General features: G+C 76.3%; 19 protein-coding genes and 1 tRNA gene. 4 read left to right on the top strand and 16 right to left on the bottom strand.

Features of this window, described 5'->3' with window-relative positions; all coding sequences use genetic code 11:
- Positions 1–105 precede the first annotated feature (105 nt).
- The 3 genes from LPU61_RS17640 to LPU61_RS17630 all read right to left on the bottom strand — a co-directional run bounded on the left by LPU61_RS17640 (position 106) and on the right by LPU61_RS17630 (position 2,670).
- Positions 106–573, bottom strand: a complete 468-nt coding sequence (locus LPU61_RS17640; protein ID WP_043969113.1) for a MarR family transcriptional regulator — start codon at positions 571–573, stop codon at positions 106–108.
- A 40-nt stretch (positions 574–613) separates the two neighbouring features.
- On the bottom strand, positions 614–1,801 hold the full coding sequence (locus LPU61_RS17635) for a PP2C family protein-serine/threonine phosphatase (RefSeq protein WP_043969642.1): 1,188 nt from the start codon (positions 1,799–1,801) through the stop codon (positions 614–616).
- A 122-nt stretch (positions 1,802–1,923) separates the two neighbouring features.
- On the bottom strand, positions 1,924–2,670 hold the full coding sequence (locus tag LPU61_RS17630) for an SAM-dependent methyltransferase (RefSeq protein WP_229405517.1): 747 nt from the start codon (positions 2,668–2,670) through the stop codon (positions 1,924–1,926).
- Positions 2,671–2,795: 125 nt separating this feature from the next.
- On the opposite strand from LPU61_RS17630, the gene LPU61_RS17625 reads away from it, so the two are divergent.
- The 3 genes from LPU61_RS17625 to LPU61_RS17615 all read left to right on the top strand — a co-directional run bounded on the left by LPU61_RS17625 (position 2,796) and on the right by LPU61_RS17615 (position 4,445).
- A complete protein-coding gene (locus tag LPU61_RS17625; protein WP_043969111.1) occupies positions 2,796–3,677 on the top strand; it encodes a universal stress protein in 882 nt (293 codons plus the stop codon).
- Positions 3,678–3,759: 82 nt separating this feature from the next.
- Positions 3,760–3,969 carry a hypothetical protein gene (locus tag LPU61_RS17620; RefSeq protein WP_043969110.1) on the top strand — a complete coding sequence of 70 codons (210 nt, stop codon included), beginning with the start codon at positions 3,760–3,762 and terminating at the stop codon, positions 3,967–3,969.
- Positions 3,966–4,445, top strand: a complete 480-nt coding sequence (locus LPU61_RS17615) for a hypothetical protein (protein WP_043969109.1) — start codon at positions 3,966–3,968, stop codon at positions 4,443–4,445. The genes LPU61_RS17620 and LPU61_RS17615 overlap by 4 nt, the downstream gene beginning before the upstream one ends.
- Here the strand turns inward: LPU61_RS17615 and LPU61_RS17610 are convergent.
- Positions 4,442–4,642: a hypothetical protein gene (locus LPU61_RS17610; RefSeq protein ID WP_043969108.1), complete on the bottom strand. Its 201-nt coding sequence runs from the start codon at positions 4,640–4,642 to the stop codon at positions 4,442–4,444. The genes LPU61_RS17615 and LPU61_RS17610 overlap by 4 nt on opposite strands.
- 194 nt (positions 4,643–4,836) lie before the next feature.
- Here LPU61_RS17610 and LPU61_RS17605 point away from each other — a divergent pair, with 194 nt between their 5' ends.
- The gene (locus tag LPU61_RS17605; RefSeq protein WP_043969107.1) at positions 4,837–5,487 is read left to right on the top strand and encodes a hypothetical protein; all 651 of its coding nucleotides are present in this window, start codon (positions 4,837–4,839) and stop codon (positions 5,485–5,487) included.
- Between the two features lie 20 nt (positions 5,488–5,507).
- On the opposite strand, the gene LPU61_RS17600 is transcribed toward LPU61_RS17605, so the two are convergent.
- The 12 genes from LPU61_RS17600 to LPU61_RS17545 all read right to left on the bottom strand — a co-directional run bounded on the left by LPU61_RS17600 (position 5,508) and on the right by LPU61_RS17545 (position 17,881).
- Positions 5,508–5,693, bottom strand: coding sequence for a hypothetical protein (locus LPU61_RS17600; protein ID WP_043969641.1), 186 nt, complete (start codon positions 5,691–5,693; stop codon positions 5,508–5,510).
- A gap of 75 nt (positions 5,694–5,768) precedes the next feature.
- A complete protein-coding gene (locus LPU61_RS17595) occupies positions 5,769–5,966 on the bottom strand; it encodes a hypothetical protein (protein WP_043969105.1) in 198 nt (65 codons plus the stop codon).
- A 58-nt stretch (positions 5,967–6,024) separates the two neighbouring features.
- Positions 6,025–6,744, bottom strand: a complete 720-nt coding sequence (locus LPU61_RS17590; protein WP_229405516.1) for a hypothetical protein — start codon at positions 6,742–6,744, stop codon at positions 6,025–6,027.
- A 59-nt stretch (positions 6,745–6,803) separates the two neighbouring features.
- Positions 6,804–8,567, bottom strand: a complete 1,764-nt coding sequence (gene selB, locus LPU61_RS17585) for a selenocysteine-specific translation elongation factor (RefSeq protein WP_229405515.1) — start codon at positions 8,565–8,567, stop codon at positions 6,804–6,806.
- Between the two features lie 38 nt (positions 8,568–8,605).
- Complete coding sequence (selA, locus tag LPU61_RS17580; protein ID WP_043969102.1) at positions 8,606–9,904, bottom strand: L-seryl-tRNA(Sec) selenium transferase; 1,299 nt, start codon at positions 9,902–9,904, stop codon at positions 8,606–8,608.
- A 22-nt stretch (positions 9,905–9,926) separates the two neighbouring features.
- Positions 9,927–10,022, bottom strand: a tRNA-Sec gene (locus tag LPU61_RS17575).
- A 46-nt stretch (positions 10,023–10,068) separates the two neighbouring features.
- Positions 10,069–11,082 carry an NrfD/PsrC family molybdoenzyme membrane anchor subunit gene (nrfD, locus tag LPU61_RS17570; protein ID WP_043969101.1) on the bottom strand — a complete coding sequence of 338 codons (1,014 nt, stop codon included), beginning with the start codon at positions 11,080–11,082 and terminating at the stop codon, positions 10,069–10,071.
- A complete protein-coding gene (locus LPU61_RS17565; RefSeq protein ID WP_229405514.1) occupies positions 11,079–12,008 on the bottom strand; it encodes a 4Fe-4S dicluster domain-containing protein in 930 nt (309 codons plus the stop codon). Before LPU61_RS17565 ends, nrfD begins: the two co-directional genes overlap by 4 nt.
- On the bottom strand, positions 12,001–15,333 hold the full coding sequence (gene fdh, locus LPU61_RS17560; RefSeq protein ID WP_229405513.1) for a formate dehydrogenase: 3,333 nt from the start codon (positions 15,331–15,333) through the stop codon (positions 12,001–12,003). The genes LPU61_RS17565 and fdh overlap by 8 nt, the downstream gene beginning before the upstream one ends.
- Positions 15,334–15,440: 107 nt before the next feature.
- Positions 15,441–15,749, bottom strand: coding sequence for a MazG-like family protein (locus tag LPU61_RS17555; RefSeq protein ID WP_043969096.1), 309 nt, complete (start codon positions 15,747–15,749; stop codon positions 15,441–15,443).
- 91 nt (positions 15,750–15,840) lie between these two features.
- Complete coding sequence (locus LPU61_RS17550; RefSeq protein ID WP_229405597.1) at positions 15,841–16,545, bottom strand: hypothetical protein; 705 nt, start codon at positions 16,543–16,545, stop codon at positions 15,841–15,843.
- A gap of 196 nt (positions 16,546–16,741) precedes the next feature.
- The gene (locus LPU61_RS17545; protein ID WP_308102569.1) at positions 16,742–17,881 is read right to left on the bottom strand and encodes a DUF3626 domain-containing protein; all 1,140 of its coding nucleotides are present in this window, start codon (positions 17,879–17,881) and stop codon (positions 16,742–16,744) included.
- Between the last annotated feature and the right edge of the window lie 19 nt (positions 17,882–17,900).

Raw genomic sequence — 17,900 nt, 5'->3', positions numbered from 1 at the left:
GCCTCGCCGGGGCGGTCGCGTCAATGTGGCTCAGCTCACGTCGCGCCGGTCGTCGCGGCGCAACCACCCCGCGGTCGATCACGCCGGCGAGGGCCGGGGGCGCGGTCAGGCCGTCCGGGCGCCCGGCTCGGGTTGGGCCACCGCCGGCGCCGGGGCCGCCGCCTGGCCGAACGCCAGCAGCGCCAACAGCAGCTCGTGCTGCGTACGCGACGGCATCCGCTCCAGCACCGCGCGGACCGCCCGGTGCCGGCGCTCGGTGAGCTCCCGCAGCAGCGCCTCGGCCGCCGCCGTCGGCACCAGCCGCACCTCCCGCCGGTCCCGTGGGTCGGCGACCCGGCGCAGCAGCCCGATCGCCTCCAACCGGTCACACAGCCGGCTCGCCGACGACGGCACCACGTCGAGCAGCTCGGCGAGGCGGTTCACGTTGGTGCGGGGGCGGGCGCTGATCAGCGACAGCACCCGCAGCTGCGTGGGTGAGACCGTCATCTGGTGGCGGGAGCCCGTGGGGTCGAGCACGCGCACGAGCGCCTCGGCTGCGGCGTCGATCGCCGCGGCGAGATCCGGTTGCTCCACCCGACGTCCCCTGCGATGTCCGTGTCCCGCTACCGCCCCGTCACCGCGCCCCGCCGCCCGGACCGCCGGCCCGGCCGCGCCAGTCGAGGCAGACGACCACCGCGTCGTCGCGCAGATCGGCGTCGGCGTGGTAGGACTGCAGCCCGCGCATCACCGTACCAACTGCCTCGGTCGCCGGCTGCAAGCGCGTCGCGCGCATCGAGCGCGCCATGGCCCGCTCGCCGTACGGTTCGCCGCCGTCCGGCGCCGCCGCGTACACGCCGTCGCTGACCACGAAGAGCCGGTCGCCCGGTTCGACGGTGAACTCCTGCACCTCGTAGCGGGTCTCGGCGAACATGCCCAGCGGCAGCTGCTGCTCCAGCGGCACCCGCTGCACCGAGCCGCCCCGCAGCCGCAGCACGTGGGGCGAGCCCGCGTCCACCGCGCGGACCCGGCCGTCGGTGGCGTCCAACTCCAGCAGCAGCGTCGCCACGTGCCGCTCGCCGCGGTGCTGGAAGAAGACGGTGTCCGAGGCCAGTTCGGCCTGCTCGACCAGCCCGCCGCCGGAGCGGCGGGCGTTGCGCATCGCGTTGACCGCCACCGCCGTCAGCAGCGACGCCGACAGGCCGGTGCCCGCGCCGTTGAGCACGGTCAGCGCGAGCCGGTCGCCGTCGACGGACCAGTCGAAGTGGTCGCCGCCCACGGTGTAGGCCGGCTCCAGCTGCCCGGCCAGCAGGAACGCGCCGTGCGTGACGCTACGGCCTGGCAGCAGGTCCCACTGCATCTCGGCGGCCATGCTCAGCCGCTCGCGGCGGCGGGCCCGGCGGTACCGGTCGGTCCCCCGGTCGGCGGCGCGCAGCGCCAGCGCCAGCTCACCGGCGATGTCCCGGGCCGCCTCCACGGTCGACGCGGCCGGGGTGGCCGGCAGCTCGACCAGGAGCACGCCGAGGCGCTCGCCCCACACGGTCAGCGGCAGGTAGACCCGGCAGCGGCCGTCGTCCCCGCCGTCGAGGACCGGCTGCTGGCTGCTGAAGCAGCGCTGCGCCACGCCGTGGCAGGCGAGGAAGCCGGCGTCGGGCAGGTCCGGGTCCAGCACCGGCCACAGGCCGCTGATGCGGTAGTCGGCGACGAACACGTCGGTCCGGGACGCGCCGAGAGCAGCGCGGATGGCCCGGTCGGCGGCCTCCGCCAACCGGTCGGGCGGCGCCTCGCGCAGCGCGCGGGACACCGTTCCGGACGCCTCCGGCATGATCACCCTCCGACAACTCTTGCTGTAGGGCAAGCATCATACGGAGGGCTCCGGCCAGCCGGCGGGCACGGTCACCCCGAACCCCGTCGGGCGCGTCACCGGGCGCTGTGGGAGCCGCCGTCTCAGTCGGCGTGCCGGACGGCGAGCCCGCCGTGGAAGGCGTCGGGCAGGTCCGCCGGCGGGCCGTCGGGACGCCACCGGGTCACCGGGACGATGCCCTCCGGCGTCGGGGTCCACCGGCCGAGAAGCGGACCGAACGCCTTGGGCGGCCGCATCCGGAACGTCGGGCCCATCATCGCCAGGGCCTGCGGATACGCCGCCAACTCCTCGCTGTCGAAGTCCACGGCGAGGAGGCTGCCGGGGGCGGTGGCCGCGTACAGATCGTCGAGGGTGCGCCGCAGCGTCGCGTCGTCGAGGAACGCCGCGAGGCCGAGGAAGACCACGCCGACCGGGCGGCTGCCCCACCCCGGCACGAACCGGTGCAGCAGCGCCGGGTCGATCGTGGTGAGGTCGGTGGCGTCGCCGAAGCCGTAGCCGGCCCGGTCGCTGCCGGCCAGGATCCGCTGCCCGATGCCGACGGTGACCGGGTCCACGTCGGTGTAGAGCACCGTGGCCTCCGGCGCCGCCTCGTGCACGTTGCCGCGGGTGGGCACGCCCGCACCGAAGACCAGGAAGGCGTCCACCCCGGCGGCGGAGATCGCCCGCACGGCCCGGCCGAGGAACGCCCGCAGGTCGCGAAACAGCGGGGCGCACGGCCCGTACGCCCCCTCGAAGGCCCGGGCCGCCGCCACGTCGACCGGGAGGTGGTGCTTCCCGCCGAGCCAGAAGTCGATCATGCGGGCGGTGCTCGGCTGCGCGGCGTCGTCCATCGGCGTCCTTTCCCTGCGGAGAGTCCGGTCACCGTATCGGCCCCCGGGGCGTGGGCGGTATCGCCTCGGCGACGGCCGGCGGGCCGCGATACTGACCGCGGGCGCACGGCGAAGGAGGTACGACGGTGAACGCGGCCAACGGCGCGGCGGTGGTGGTCGGCGTGGACGGCTCGCCGTCGTCCCTGCGGGCCGTGGGGCTCGCCGCCGCGGAGGCGGCCCGCAGGGACCGGCCGCTGCGGGTGGTGCACGGTTTCATCTGGCCGCTGCTGCGGGTGCCCCTCGGCCCGGCGGCCGGCGCCCCGCCCGGCGCCGGGCTGCGCCAGCAGGCCGAACAGCTCGTGGCCGACGCCGTCGCCGAGGCCGAGAAGGCCGCGCCGGACGTCCGGGTCACCGGGGAGATCATCGACGGGGAGGCGGCCGCCGTGCTGGTCGGCGAGTCCCCCACCGCCGCGCTGGTCGTCGTCGGTGACCGAGGGCTGGGCGGGTTCGCGACGCTGGTGCTCGGCTCGGTGGCGGTGCAGGTCGCCGCGTACGCCGACTGTCCCGTGCTCGTGGCGCGCGGCGCGACGCGCCCCGGCGGGCCGGTCGCGGTCGGGGTGGACGGCTCCGCGCTGTCGCGGGCGGCCGTGGAGTTCGCCGCCGAGGCCGCGGCGGCGCGCGGCGTCGCGCTGCGCGCCGTGCACGCCTACCGGCACCCCGCCTCCGCCGGGCCCGGCGACATGCAGCCCCTCGTGTACGACGAGGACCGCCTGCGCGGCGAGGAACAGCGGGTGCTGGCCGACTCCCTGGCCGGTCTCGGCGAACGCTGGCCGCAGGTGCCCGTCGAGGCGCAGGTGGTGCGCAGGCGGCCCGTCGCGGCGCTCACCGACGCCTCTCGCGACGCCCAACTGCTGGTGGTCGGCGGGCGCGGCCACGGCGAGTTCACCGGCCTGCTCCTCGGCTCGGTCAGCCACGCCGTGCTGCACCGCGCCGACTGCCCCGTCGCCGTGGTGCGCGCACCGGCCTGAGCGGCGGCCGGGGGACGGTTGGCCGCGGCACAGGCGGGTAGACGACCTGCGCCAACGGCCCCACCACCGCGAGGAGGCGGCGATGCCAGGACCACGACCGGGCAGCAACGCGTACGACAAGGAGCGGGCGCGGCTGCGCGACCTGATCGAGAACTCCGGACGGGCGGCCGACTCCGAGGCCAACCAGGTCGCCAACCGGATCCTGCAGGACGACCGGGGACAACGCGGCATCGTGCGGGGCGAACGGACGTACGGCCCGAAGGGCGAACGCGAACCGGGCGACCCGAAGTGAACCGGACGCCACTGGTCGACGGGGCCGTCGCCGGCGCGGTCGGCAGCGTCGCGCTCAACGCGGTCAGCTACGTCGACATGGTGCTGCGCGCCCGACCGGCGAGCAGCACCCCCGAGGAGAGCGCCCGGCGCGTGGCCGGGCTGGCGCACGTGGACCTGGGACCCGAGGACCGGGCGGCCAACCGCCGCGCGGGCCTCGGGCCCCTGCTCGGGTACGGGCTGGGCATCGCCGCCGGCGCGGCGTTCGCCGTGCTGGTCGCGCGGCGGCGCACCCCGCCCCTGCCGGTGGCGGTCCTGCTGCTCGGCGGGGGCGTGATGGCCGCCTCCGACGCGTCGATGACGGCGCTGGGGGTGACCGACCCGCGTCGGTGGAGCCGCACCGACTGGCTGTCGGACGTCGTGCCGCACCTGGCGTACGGGATGGCGGCCGCAGCCACCTGGAACCGGCTGCGGCCGCCCTCGTCGCGGCGGGGCTAGTCGTCGCTGTCGTCGTCGGCGACCTGTGCCCCGGCCGGCCCGTACGGCGACACCTGACCGCGCGGCACGGTGCGGCCCCGGTCGCCCTGCGACGCGCCGCCGTGGCGGGGACCTCCGGACACGCCGGGGCCCTTGGAGTCCTGCACCGCGTCGTTGCGCGCGTTGCGGCGCAGCTCCGGCTGCTGCGGGTTCGTCACGGGATTCTCCCTTCCGGGTGGACGGCGCGGCGTGGGCCGCGCCACGTCGCGTCTACCCGCCACGGCACCCGGCATGCGGCGCAAGGAAGGGCCCCTTGTTAACGCATGCTGTTGTATAAGGGGCCCTTCCTAACCACGTGCACACCCCACGTGTCCGCACGGGTGGGCGGCTGCGGCGTGGGTATCCCGCAGGCGTGGCAGACGATCGCAGGACCGCCCAGGCACTGCTGGAGCAGCAGGGCCGCACGTACGCGCAGGAGGCCGGCATCCGGCTCGCCGACCGGCCCGGCCCGCTCTACCAGCTGCTGGTGCTGGCCACGCTGTTGAGCACCCGGATCCGGGCGGGCGTGGCGGTGGCGGCGGCCCGGGAGCTGTTCGCCTGCGGCTACCGCACGCCGCAGGCGATGGAGGCGGCGAGCTGGCAGGCCCGCGTCGACGCGCTGGGCCGCGGGCACTACCGCCGCTACGACGAGCGGACCGCCACCATGCTCGGCACCGGCGCGCGGCTGTGCCTGGACCGCTGGCACGGCGACCTGCGCCGCCTGCACCGGGAGGCCGGCGGGTCACCGGCGGCACTGCGGCGGCTGCTCACCGAGTTCCCCGGGATCGGGCCGACCGGTGCGGACATCTTCCTGCGCGAGGCGCAGTCGGTCTGGCCGGACGTGCGCCCGTACGCCGACCGGCGGGCCCTGGCCGGTGCCGGGCTGCTGGGGTTGCCGGCCGACCCGCGTGGGCTCGGCGGGCTGGTCGACGGGGCGGACTTCGGGCGGCTCGCCTCGGCGCTGGTCCGGGTGGCCCTCGACGAGGACTCCGCGCGGGAGGTCAAGCGGGCAGCCGCCCGCTGAGGCCGCAGCGGGGCGCGGGGTCACTTGGCCGCGGTGTCGCTCGGCTTGGTCAGGTGCCAGGCCAGGGCGGCGGCCAGCACGGCGAGGATCACCACCCCGCCGGACACGCCGCCGCCGTCGTCGGCACTGCGGCCTTTGCTGCCGAAGTAGATGACCGCGAGGCCGGCGAGCACCGCCACGACCGTCCGCATTCCCCGGTCCTTCATCCCCCGCACGGTACGGAGCACCATTCGCGCATAAGTGGGCGAAAGCCTCTTTTCACCCGACCGGGGCGGTGCCGGTCAGTCGGTCTCCAGGTCGTCGAGGGAGATCGCGTGGGTCATCAGCCAGCGGGCCAGGGCGGCCATCCCGAACAGCCACAGCGGGGCCGACTCGGTGGGGCCGTTCGTGGCGAAGATGGCGAAGCGCAGGTCCGGTGCCCGGTACGCCTCGATCCGCCACCGGTGGCTCTTGTCCCGCCAGACCGCCGAAGGGTCCATGACCGCCACGCTAGGCCACCCGTTGCCCGCCGGGGCCGCGCCTGCGAAACCCGCCCGGTCAGCCGGGGACGAGCGCGCCGCCGAGCAGCCCGCGCAGGGCGACCACCGCGAGGGACAGCCCCACCGTGGCCAGCAGGCTCCACCCCAGGCCGGCCCACCCGGACCGGCGGGCCGCAGCCGGCGGAGTGGACCCCTGCCGGCGCGACGGGCGCCAGCGTTCCCGGTGCAGCCAGGCGAGCACGCCCAGCCCGAACGGCAGCGAGCCCAGCCAGAACCAGAACCAGCGGGTGCCGACGACCGGGTCGGGGCCGACGACGAGCATCGCCAGCCAGCCCAGCGCCACGGCGGCGGCGAGCACCTCCGCGGCGGCGGTGATCCGGTGCGCGGGCGCGGAGGTGCTCGGCCAGGGCTCCGCGACGCGGGTCAGGCGGCCGTCCGTCCCGTCCGGCGTGGGTTCCGGGTCGCCCAGCGGCACCCCCACGTCGGCGTAGCGGATCCGGCCGTCGGGCAGGCTCCAGGCGAGCGTCGGGCCCCGCGGGCCGGGCCGCAGGTTCGGCGTCGTGCCCCAGAAGGCACCCGGGCGCTGCCAGCCGTCGCCGCGCTGGACGGTGACGACCCGGCCGGCGGCCACGTCCCGCCCCAGTTGCCCGACGTCGGACTCGCGGGGCGCAGCCCACCAGGCCAGCACCGCCCAGGCCGACCAGCCCAGCACCATCGTCAGGAGGAACACCCGGCCCCACCGGCCCCCGGCGGCGGAGGCGGGAGCCGAATCGGTCACCACGCCACGATCGCAGCACCGCGCAACAAAGCACACCGCCGGCCGGGCGGGCCGGCCGGTCAGGGCGGCGGGGACACGACGCTGCGGGCGTCGTCGGGCAGGCGACGGGTGACGCCCCGGCGGTCCAGCAGCTCCAGCAGCGGCACCGCCACCCGGCGGGTGGTGTCCAGGGCCTGCCGGGCGGCGCTGAGCGTGAACGGCTGCGGCAGCCCGGCGAGAACCCGGGCGGCGGCGTCCACGGCGCCGGGCAGCAGCACCACCGTGTCGGCCAGCCGCAGCAGCGCCCCGGCCCGCACCGCCGCCCCGAGCTCCCGGGGCCCGAGTCCCCACTCGGCGAGGCGGTGCGCCTCCGGGGCCTGGAACGGCCGGTCGGCGTACTCGGCGCGGACGCGGGCCACCGCGCGGGCCACCGGCTCGGGCAGCGCGTCGCCGGTCGACGCGGTGACCCGCCCGCCGGCCACCCGCAGCGGCGGGCGCACGAGGGCCTCGACCAGGGCCCGGTCGGGCAGGCCGAGGCGGTGGCGCAGCACGTCGACGGGGACACCCGCCTCCAGGGGGTGCGCGGCGGCGTACCGGGTGGTCTCGGCGGCCAGCCGGGCGGCCAGGGCCGCCCAGTGCTCGGGGTCGGCCAGCCAGTCCCCGGCGACGGGGGCGGTGGTGACGGGCACCCCCATCCGGGTCAGCTCCCCGACCCGGGCCAGGGCGCGGCGGCGCAGCTCCCCCGCCAGGTCGGGGCGGCCGTCGAGGTCGGCGAGGACCCGGGCGCGGGCGGCGGCGGCCCCGCGCCGGGTCAGTGGCGGCGGGGCCACGTCCAGCACGGTGACCCCGCCGGCGATCAGGTGCCGGCCGGGGTCGCGCAGCAGCGCCCGGTCGCCGACGAGCAGCGGCAGCGGCCGGGCCAGCCGCAGCCGGACGGTGTCGACGCCGAGCGGGCGCACCCGGGCGGCCACGGCGGCGGAGCCGACGTGCAGGGTGAGGGTGGCCGGCAGGTCGGCCGCCGGTTCCCCGGTGACGCGCACGTCGAGCAGGTCGGTGCGGCCGAACCGGCCGGGGGTGAGCAGCGCCTCGCCGCGGCCCAGCCGGTCGCGGGGCACGTTGCGCAGGTTCACCGCGACCCGGGCCACCGCGTCGACCCGGTCGCGGGCGACGCCGAGGCGGTGCAGGCCCCGCACCCGCACCTGCTCGCCGGTGCCCGCCAGCTCCAGGTGGTCGCCGACGGCCAGCCGGCCGCCGCCGAGGGTGCCGGTGACCACGGTGCCGGAGCCGGTGATCGTGAACGACCGGTCCACCCACAGCCGCACCGGCGCGTCGGCCGGCGGGTCGGGCAGCCGGGCCGCCAGGCGGTCCAGGGCCGCCCGCAGATCGGGCAGGCCAGCCCCGGTGACGGCGCTGACCGCGACGGCCTCCACGTGGCCCAGCGACGTGGCGGCGATCTCCGCGCGGGCCCGGGCCAGCGTCGGCCCCGGGTCGGCCAGGTCCGCGCGGGTCACCACCAGCAGCCCGTACGCCACGCCGAGCGCGTGCAGCGCGGCCAGGTGCTCGGCGGATTGGGGCATCCAGCCCTCGTCGGCGGCGACGACGAACAGCGCGGCGGGCGCGGGGCCGACCCCGGCGAGCATGTTCGGCACGAACCGCTCGTGGCCGGGCACGTCGACGAACGCGACCGTGCCGCCGGAGGGCAGCGTGGTCCAGGCGAAGCCGAGGTCGATGGTCATGCCCCGGCGGCGCTCCTCGGCCCACCGGTCCGGTTCCATCCCGGTCAGCGCCCGCACGAGGGTGGACTTGCCGTGGTCGACGTGCCCGGCGGTGGCCACCACCCGCACGTCAGCCCACCGCCCGCAGGTCGGCGTCCGCCGGCACGTCAGTCCTCCGCCGGCACGGCCAGCACGGCGGCGCGCAGCGCGTCGTCGGCGGCGGCGGGCACGCAGCGCAGGTCCAGCAGCAGCCGGCCCCGGGCGACCCGGCCGAGCACCGGCGGGTCGCCGACGCGCAGCAGCCCGGCGTACCGCTCGGGCAGGGCCAGGGCCCACGAGTCCAGCTCGACGCCGGGCGCGCCGCCGCCGCCGACCACGGCGGCCGTGGGCACCACCTCGGCCTTGCAGCCGTCGGCGGCCAACCGGTCGCGCAGGTGCTCGGTGCGCCGCCGCAGGGCGGCCGGGTCGGCGTGCAGGGCCGCCCGGGTGGGGGTGTCGGGGCCGTGCAGGGTGGCCGCCAGCGCGGCGAGGGTCAGCTTGTCGACCCGCAGGGCGCGGGCCAGGGGGTGGCGGCGCAGCCGGTCGACCAGGTCGGCGTCGCCGAGCAGCAGCCCGGCCTGCGGGCCGCCGAGGAGCTTGTCGCCGCTGGCGGTGACCAGGTGCGCGCCCGCACGCAGCGTGCTCGCCGCGTCGGGCTCGGCGGGCAGCAGCGGGTCGGGCGCGAGCAGCCCGGAGCCGATGTCGGCGACGACCGGCACGCCCAGGGTCGCCAGCCGGTCGACGCCGACGGCGCTGGTGAAGCCGGTGACCACGAAGTTCGACGGGTGCACCTTCAACACGAACCCGGTGTCGGGGCCGACCGCGTCGGCGTAGTCGGCGAGGCTGGTGCGGTTGGTGGTGCCGACCTCCCGCAGCCGCGCGCCGGTGCTGGCCAGCAGGTCGGGCAGGCGGAACCCGTCGCCGATCTCCACCAGCTCGCCCCGGCTGACCACGATCTCCCGACCCGCCGCGAGGGCGGTGGCGGCCAGGACGAGGGCCGCCGCGCCGTTGTTGACCACGTGCACGCCGCCCGCGTCGGGCACGGCGGCGGCGAGCGCGGCGAGGGCGTCGCGGCCCCGCCGGGCCCGCCGGCCGGTGGCCAGGTCCAGCTCCACGTCGGTGTGCCCGGCGGCGGCGGCCACGGCGGCCACGGCGGCGGCCGACAGCGGGGCCCGACCCAGGTTGGTGTGCAGGACGACGCCGGTGGCGTTGAGCACCGCCGCCGGCGTCGCGGCGGGCAGCGCGGCGACCGCGGCGTCGCGTACCCGATCGGGGGTGATCTCACCGGCGCGGGCGCGGGCCTGCGCGGCGACGATCGCGGCCTTGACCCGGTCGCGGCCCAGCCGGTCGGCGGCGGCGGCCAGCCGGGGGTCGGCCAGCAGGACGTCGGTGCGCGGGACCCGCCGTCGGGGATCGGCGTCGCGCATCGCGTCCTTCCCACGGGTTGCCTGGCGGAGACGGACGGGAATCGAACCCGCCTGGCCCGGGTCCCGGACCACACCGGTTTTGAAGACCGGGAGGGGCACCAGCCGCCTGAACGCCTCCACCGGCCATTTGACCACAGCGCCCTGCCCGGCGTGCGGGGAGGGCGTCAGCCCTGCGCGGCGCGACGGTCGACGCGTGCGCGCTGCGGCACCACCGTGTACTTCGGGTCGCGGGCGGAGGCGACGCCGCCGTGGAAGATGCCGAACCGGGTGGCGACCGACGCGGCGAGCAGCGCCGCGCCGGACAGGCCGGACAGCAGCCGGCTGCGGCGGCCGACCAGCGCGCCGAGGACCCCGGCGGCGGTCAGCGCCCGGCCGGCACGCAACAGCCGGCCGGGCACGCCGGTGCGGTAGGGCTCGCTGAGCAGGCCGAGGCGGGTCTCCACCCGGTGCGCGCCCCACAGCTCCAGGGCCGCGCCGGCCACGGCCAACCGCCGGGCCGGGCCGGCCTGGGCGCAGGGCGCGGCGAGCAGGCCCACGCCGGCGCCGCTGGCCAGGGCGCTGCCCGCGAAGATCGTCGGCAGTTCCGGGTACGCCTCGTGCCACGACGGCACGGCCGTGTCGGCGAGCAGCACCCCCGTGTACGTGGCCAGGGCCGGCGCGGTGGCGGCGGCGACCAGTCCGGCGGCCCGCCCGGCAGCGGGCAGCAGCCGCCGCCCCACGCCGAGCACGCCCCGCTCGGGCAGCCACGGCGCGGCCTCGGCGACGGCGGCGACCCCGGCGGCCGGGCCGAAGACGGTGAGGATCCAGGTGCCCACCGACATCGGGGAGGTCGGCTTCGCCACCCGCAGCATGTGGTGGAAGCGGGCCGGCCGGCCCAGGTCGTTGACGAGGAAGTACGCGCTGGCGGTGACCGCCGCCAGCGAGGTGACCCGGCCGGCGCGACGCAACGCCGGCCGGCCGGTGAGCTGCCCACCGGCGGCCAGCAGCGACGACCCGGCGGCCAACCCGCCGGTGAACAGGTACGCCGCGATGTCCCACTTCCACACCGGCGGCTTCAGGATCGGGCGGCCGTAGTAGGAGGTGAACTCGGCCGGCGGGACGGTCACCTGTTCCCCGCCGCCGCGTCCGCTGCGGTAGCGGCGGAACCGGTCACCGACCGGCCGGTGCGGTGCGCTCACGAGGAACCTCCGACGAACGCGGCGACGGCCGCCGCCGCCATGGCCAGGGCGGCCAGCCCGGCACGCTTCCACATCCGGGGCAGGTCCCGGGTGGTGACCACCGGGTCGGGCGGCAGCCCGTACACCTCGGGGTCGTCGAGCAGCAGGAAGAACGCGCCGTCGCCGCCGACGCCGTCGGTCGGGTCGTGGCCGTAGAGCCGGGCCTGCGGCACGCCGCGCTCGTGCAGGGTGGCGACCCGCTGCGCGGCCCGCTCCCGCAGCTCGTCGAGGGGGCCGTACTGGATGGACTCGGTGGGGCACGCCTGCGCGCAGGCGGGGGTCAGGCCCGCGCCGAGCCGGTCGTAGCACAGGGTGCACTTCCAGGCCCGGCCGTCGTCCTTACGCTGGTCGATCACCCCGTACGGGCAAGCGGGGATGCAGTAGCCGCAGCCGTTGCAGATGTCCTCCTGCACCACGACCGTGCCGAACTCGGTGCGGAACAGCGACCCGGTGGGGCACACGTCGAGGCAGGCGGCGTGCGTGCAGTGCTTGCACACGTCCGACATCATCAGCCAGCGGAAGTCGGAGCGGGTCTGGGCGCCGGTGCCGCGGCCGGGCGGCTGCGCGCCGGGCATGCCGAGGAACTGCGGGCCGGCGGCGCTGCTGCCCGGCTCGTCGGCGGCCGGGGCGGCGGGGCGGGGCTGCTCCACGAACGCCACGTGCCGCCACGAGTTCGCCGTCAGCGCGCCGGTGTTGTCGTAGGACATGCCGAGCAGGTCCAGCCCGGAGCCCGGCACGTCGTTCCACTCCTTGCAGGCGACCTCGCATGCCTTGCAGCCGATGCAGACGCTGGTGTCGGTGAAGAAGCCCATCCGGGGCTGGGCGTCGGTCCAGCCGGCGTCCGGGGCCGGGTCCAGCGGCCCGTAGAGGCTGTTGGCGTCAGGCATCCCCGCCCCTGTTCTGCTCGTCGGCCGACGCCTCCGGCGAGCGTTCGTCGGTGCTGCCGGCCGCGTCGCCGCCGCCGGCCGCGTCGGTGGTGACGATCGGGACGCGGCGCTGCGGGGTCATCCCGGCCCGCCGCCGGTAGTCGGCGACCAGGTCGAGCAGGGCCGGCCCGGTGGGCCGCCGGCCGGGCCGCACGTCGCAGGTGCCGACCTTGCTCTCCTGGATCAGCACGTTCGGGTCCAGGGTGATGCCGAACAGGTCGTTGGCCGAGTCGCCGGTGACCAGCCCCTCCGTGCCGAAATGGTACGGCAGCCACAACTGGTGGATGATCCGGCCGTCGACCCGCAGCGGGGTGAGCCGGTCGGTGACCAGCACCTTCGCCTCGATCACCGCCCGGCCGCTGACCAGGTGCGCCCAGCCCAGGTGCGCCAGGCCCGCCTCCGCGGCCAGCTCCGGGGACACCTCCACGAACATCTCCGGCTGCAACTCGGCCAGCGGACGCACGGTGCGGCTCATCCCGCCGGCCGTGTGGTGCTCGGTGAGCCGGCTGACCGTGAACACGTACGGGAAGACGGCGCTGTGCGCCTCCGGCGGGCTCGGGTTGACCGAGTTGACCGGATGCTCGTAGACCTTGCGGGTCGGGTTGGCCTGCTGCCCGTACAGGGGGTTGCGCATCGGGGACTCGGCCGGCTCGTAGTGCGCCGGCAGCGGGCCGTCGAGCACGCCGCTGGGCGCGTACAGCCACGCTTTCCCGTCACCCTGCATGATGAACGGATCGTCGCCGGCGATGGCCGCCACCCCGGAGGCGCCCTCCGGCGGCCGGTACGTCGGCGGCTTCGTCTTCTCGAAGTCCGGCACGTCGTAGCCGGTCCACTCCCCCGCGTCCGGGTCCCACCACACGTACTTCTTGCGTTCGCTCCACGGGCGGCCCTGCGGGTCGGCGGAGGCCCGGTTGTAGAGGGTGCGCCGGTTCGCCGGCCACGCCCAGCCCCACTGCGCGGCCACCCAGTCCTGCTCGTGGCGGGAGCGGCGGCGGGCGGCCTGGTTGACGCCGTCGGCGTAGACGCCGGTGTAGATCCAGCAGCCGATCGCGGTGGACCCGTCGTCGCGGGCCTGCGTGAACGCCGACAGCGGGCGGCCGGTGGCCACCTCGTAGCCGTTGATCTCCCGCAGCACCGCCTCGGCGCTCGGCTCCGCGTGCGGGCCGTGCGTCGGGTAGTCCCAGGTCAGGTCGAGCAGCGCCCGGTCGCGCGGGTGCGGCGACCCGGCCAGCCTCTCCCGCAGCCGCCGGCCGAGGTGGTAGAAGAACCACAGCTCCGAGCGGGCGTCGCCCGGCGGGTCGACGGCCTTCTCCCGCCACTGCAACAGCCGCTGGGTCTGGGTGAACGTGCCCTCCTTCTCCACGTGGGAGGCCGCCGGCAGGAAGAACACCTCGGTGCGGCACTGCTCCGGCACGATCTCCCCGGTGGCCACCTCGGGGCTGTTCTTCCAGAACGTGGCGCTCTCGATGAGGAACAGGTCGCGCACGACCAGCCAGTCGAGGTTGGCCATGCCGAGGCGCTGGGCGCGGCCGTGCGCGGAGCCGACCGCCGGGTTCTGGCCGAGCAGGAAGTAGCCCCGGATCTTCCCGTCGATCATGTTGAGGACCTGCTGGTAGGTGCCGTGGTCGCCGGTCATCCGGGGCAGGTGGTCGTAGCAGAAGTCGTTCTCCGGCGTCGCCGCGTCCCCCCAGTACGCCTTGAGCAGGCTCGCCGCGTACGCCCGGGAGTTGCTCCAGAAGCCCTTCTGGCCGGGGTGGCGGATGCTGTCGACCCAGTCGTCGAACGTCTCGTGGTCGGCGTGGTGCGGCATCGGCAGGTAGCCGGGCAGCAGGTTGTAGAGCGTGGGGATGTCGGTGGAGCCCTGGATGCTGGCGTGCCCGCGCAGCGCCAGGATGCCCCCGCCGGGGCGGCCCATGTTGCCCAGCAGGGTCTGGATGATCGCGCCGGTGCGGATGTACTGCACGCCGACGCTGTGCTGCGTCCAGCCCACCGAGTAGACCAGCGCGCCGGTGCGTTCCCGGCCCGAGTTGGCCGCCCACGCGTCGGCCAGCTCCAGGAACTTCTCCTGCGGGATGCCGCAGACCCGCTCCACCATCTCCGGGGTGTAGCGGGCGAAGTGCCGCCGCAGGATCTGGTAGACGCAGCGCGGGTGCTGCAGCGTCTCGTCCCGCTGCGCCGGCGTGGGCACCGGCATGCCGTGCGACTCGTGGCGCAGCCCGGCCGCGCTGTCGCGTTCCTTGCCGGTGCCGGTGATCTCGGCGTGGCCCTCGTGGCCGGCGTACTGCCAGCTCGACGTGTCGTACGAGCCGGTGTCGGGGCGGTAGCCGGAGAACAGCCCGTCGAGGTCCTCGGTGTCGGCGAACTGGTCGCTGACGATCGTCGCCGCGTTGGTGTACGCCAGCACGTACTCCCGGAAGTCCAGCTCGTTCTCCAGGATGTGGCGCACCACGCCGCCGAGCAGCGCGATGTCGGTGCCCGCCCGGATCGGCAGGTACGTGTCGGCGACCGCGCTGGTGCGGGTGAACCGGGGGTCGACGTGGAAGACCTTCGCGCCGCGCCGCTTGGCCTCCATCACCCACTGGAAACCCACCGGGTGGGCCTCGGCCATGTTGGAGCCCTGGATGACGATGACGTCAGCGTTGACCAGGTCCTGTTGGAAGTCCGTCGCGCCGCCGCGACCGAAGCTGGTCCCCAGACCGGGGACGGTGGCGGAGTGTCAAATGCGGGCCTGGTTCTCGATCTGGAGCGCCCCCATCGCCGTGAACAGCTTCTTGATGAGGTAGTTCTCCTCGTTGTCCAGCGTCGCCCCGCCGAGGCTGGAGATGCCCAGCGTGCGGTGCAACGGCCGGCCCGCGTCGTCGACGTCCTCCCAGGTGTCCTCGCGGGCGGCGAGGATCCGGTCGGCGATCATGTCGAGCGCGGTGTCGAGGTCCAGGTCCTCCCACTCGGTCGCGTACGGCCGGCGGTAGCGCACCGTCGTCTGCCGCAGCGGACTGGTGACCAGGCTCTTGCTGGCCGAGCCCTTCGGGCACAGCCGCCCACGGGAGATCGGGCTGTCCGGGTCGCCCTCGATCTGGGTGACCCGGCCGTCGGTGACGAAGACCCGCTGCCCGCAGCCGACGGCGCAGTAGGGGCAGACCGAGCGGGCCACGCTGTCGGCGGTCTCGGTGCGGGCCGTCAGCGCCGCCGAGCGGGCCGACTGGGCCGCCGCGCCCCGGCCGAGCGGGTCGGTGCCGGTGAGCTGCCGGTAGGCGGGCCAGCCCGCGAGGAACGTCCGCAGACCCATCGGCGCGCACCCCCTCCCCGGCGACAGAAGCTGACGTTCTGAACATAGGCCAGCGCCCGCCGCGCCGCGACCCTCAGCGGATCTTTTTCCGCCGCCGGGGGCGGTGCTCACCGCTGCCGGGCGCGGACCTTCTCGGCGCACGCCAGCAGCGCGGCCCGCGCGTCGCCGCCGAGGCTCTCGATCGCCACCAGCGCCGTGAACGCCACGTCGGCCAGCTCGGCGGCCACGTCGTCGCGGGTGTGGGTGACCCCCTTGCGGGGGTTCTGCCCGAGCACGCCGATCCACGCCCCGGCGGCCTCACCCGCCTCCTCGGTCAGCTTGAGGATCCGGCAGGTCAACTCCGCGTCCCCGGCGCCGTTGGCGGCGTCGAGCCACCCGCGCGCCGCCCGCACCGCATCCCAGATCGACTCGTCCATGGGGGAAGTGAACCCCGACGGCGGTGCGGGGCCGCACCCGGGGAGGCGAACGCCCCGTGCCGGCGGCACGGGGCGTTCGGATGTCGTCACCTCACCACAGCTGCGCGACGATGTCGGCGGCCTGCTCCTCCCACTGGGCGTACGCGTACGGGTACGCCGACACCTGCACCGTCTGCGCCGCGGCGGTCAGCGGCAGCTCCCGCCAGCCGCCGACGTTCTTCAGCGCCCCGAAGAACGCCTTCGACGCGTACTCGGGGTCGGTGATCTGGTCGGGCGAGCCCCAACCGGACGACGGGCGCTGTTGGAACAGGCCCTGCGAGTCGTGGTCGTTGTACGCGCCGAGGTGGCCGAGGTTGTACAGCTTCGACTCCTGCAGCGAGGTGGCCACGCCGATCACGGCGCCGCGTTCGCCGACGCCGCTCTCCTTGGCGGCCTCGACGATGGCCCTGGCGTTGGCCACCTGCGCGTCGTCGAGCGGGATGCGCGACTGCGCGCCCTCGACGCCGTGCGGGATCAGCTCGTCGCGGCTCGGCTTGCCCGTCGACGGGGTGGACGTGCCGGCACCCGCGCCGGTGGTCAGCGCGGACTCGGCGGTGGCACCCTCCCGGGTCTTGCCGGTGGCCAGGTCAATGGCGGCGACGGCGCCCGCGTGCGGGCCGGTGGTGACGGGGGCGGCGACGGCCGTGGGGCCGAACGCCAGGCCGCCGAGGACGGCGACGCCGCTGATGGTCAGGACGGTCCTGCGGTTCGTGGTCTTCGCGATGGCCGGGAGCCATCGAGTGAAGTTGGCCTTCACGATGGTTGCCCTTTCGGTCGACACGACGCGCTCCGGAGTGAGCGCCCCTCGGGACCCGCCCCGGCCGGTGGGGTTTACCGGCGGGCGGTACGGGGGACACAACCAGCTTCACGTGTCCGTCATTCCGGATACGGGTGGCAGCGGCCGGGGTGCGGTCCCGGTCACGCCCGCAACCGGACACGACGGTCGACACCGGTCAGCGGGCGCGGGGCGCCCCGAACCGGACGAGAACGTGCCAGAGCATCTTGAGGTCCTGCAGCGTGGCCGCCAGCGGGCCGCGGTCGGCCCACCGGTCGGGCTCGGTGACCGCCGAGGCGGCGGCCCGGCCGATCAGCGCGGCGTCGACCGGTTCGCCGGGGCGGGCGAAATCGGCGTGGATCCGGGCGGCCAGCGGCGGGATGCCGGACCCCCGGAACTCGGCGTCGACCCCGTCGACCGGCAGCTCGAAGCCCGCGTGCCAGTGCAGCGCCGCCCCGTGGCGCGCCGCCAGGTCGGCCAGCACCCGGCCCACCCGGGTGCCCGCGAACGACGGGTCGAGCACGAACGCCTCGACGTCGCGGCCGAGGACGACCGCACCGTGGATCTGCGCCTCGACGTAGTCGTCCAGCGCGCGGACGGCCGGGCCGGCGCGCCAGGCGTCCCGGTCGCGGCGGCGCAACAGGGCCCCGAGCAGGGTGGCCGGGTCCGTCCCGGCGACGCCGAGGCTGACGCCCGTGCCGGCGGTGGCGTCGAGCAGCTCCGCCAGCACCGGCTCGGGCACGTCGACGGTGCCGAGGTGGGGCGGCTCCAGGTGGCTGTCGCCGAAGCAGAACGTGGCGCGGGCCAGCACCTGCGGCCGCAGCCGCAGGTGGCAGGAGCCGAACCGGGGACACGCGCCGTCGGGGTGGTCGAGCAGGTTGAGCCCGCCGTACGTCGGGCGGTCGGCCGGAAGTACGCCTGTCGCCTGGTAGGCGCCGCCGAACATCGCCTCCTCCCAGCGGTCCCGGTCGCCGCCGGGGAACGCGGTCAGGCCGCCGTTGGAGATGCCCGTGGCGAACTGGCTGCGGTAGACGCCCTGCGCGGCCAGCGCGTCGGCCACCGTCCGCCCGTCGGCGAGCAGCCGGTCGGGGTGGAAGTTCACGGTCAGCCGGCCGTGCGCGGCGACCGCCGCGACCAGCTCCTGCGGCCGGCGGCCGACGCCGGAGGCGGCCAGGTGCCGCGCGATCACGGCGCGGGTCGCCGGGCGTCGGCGTAGCGCCGACCGGCGCACGTGCGCCAGGGCGGCGGCCTGCGCCGGGGTCAGCGGTGGGTGGCCGGCGGCAGGGCCGGGGCGCGCCGTTCGGGGTGGGCGGGGCACAAGGGCCGATTGTGCCGGG

Source organism: Micromonospora sp. NBRC 110038 (assembly GCF_020884815.1).
GTDB lineage: Bacteria > Actinomycetota > Actinomycetes > Mycobacteriales > Micromonosporaceae > Micromonospora > Micromonospora haikouensis.
This window is presented reverse-complemented; position numbering and strand designations above follow the sequence as displayed.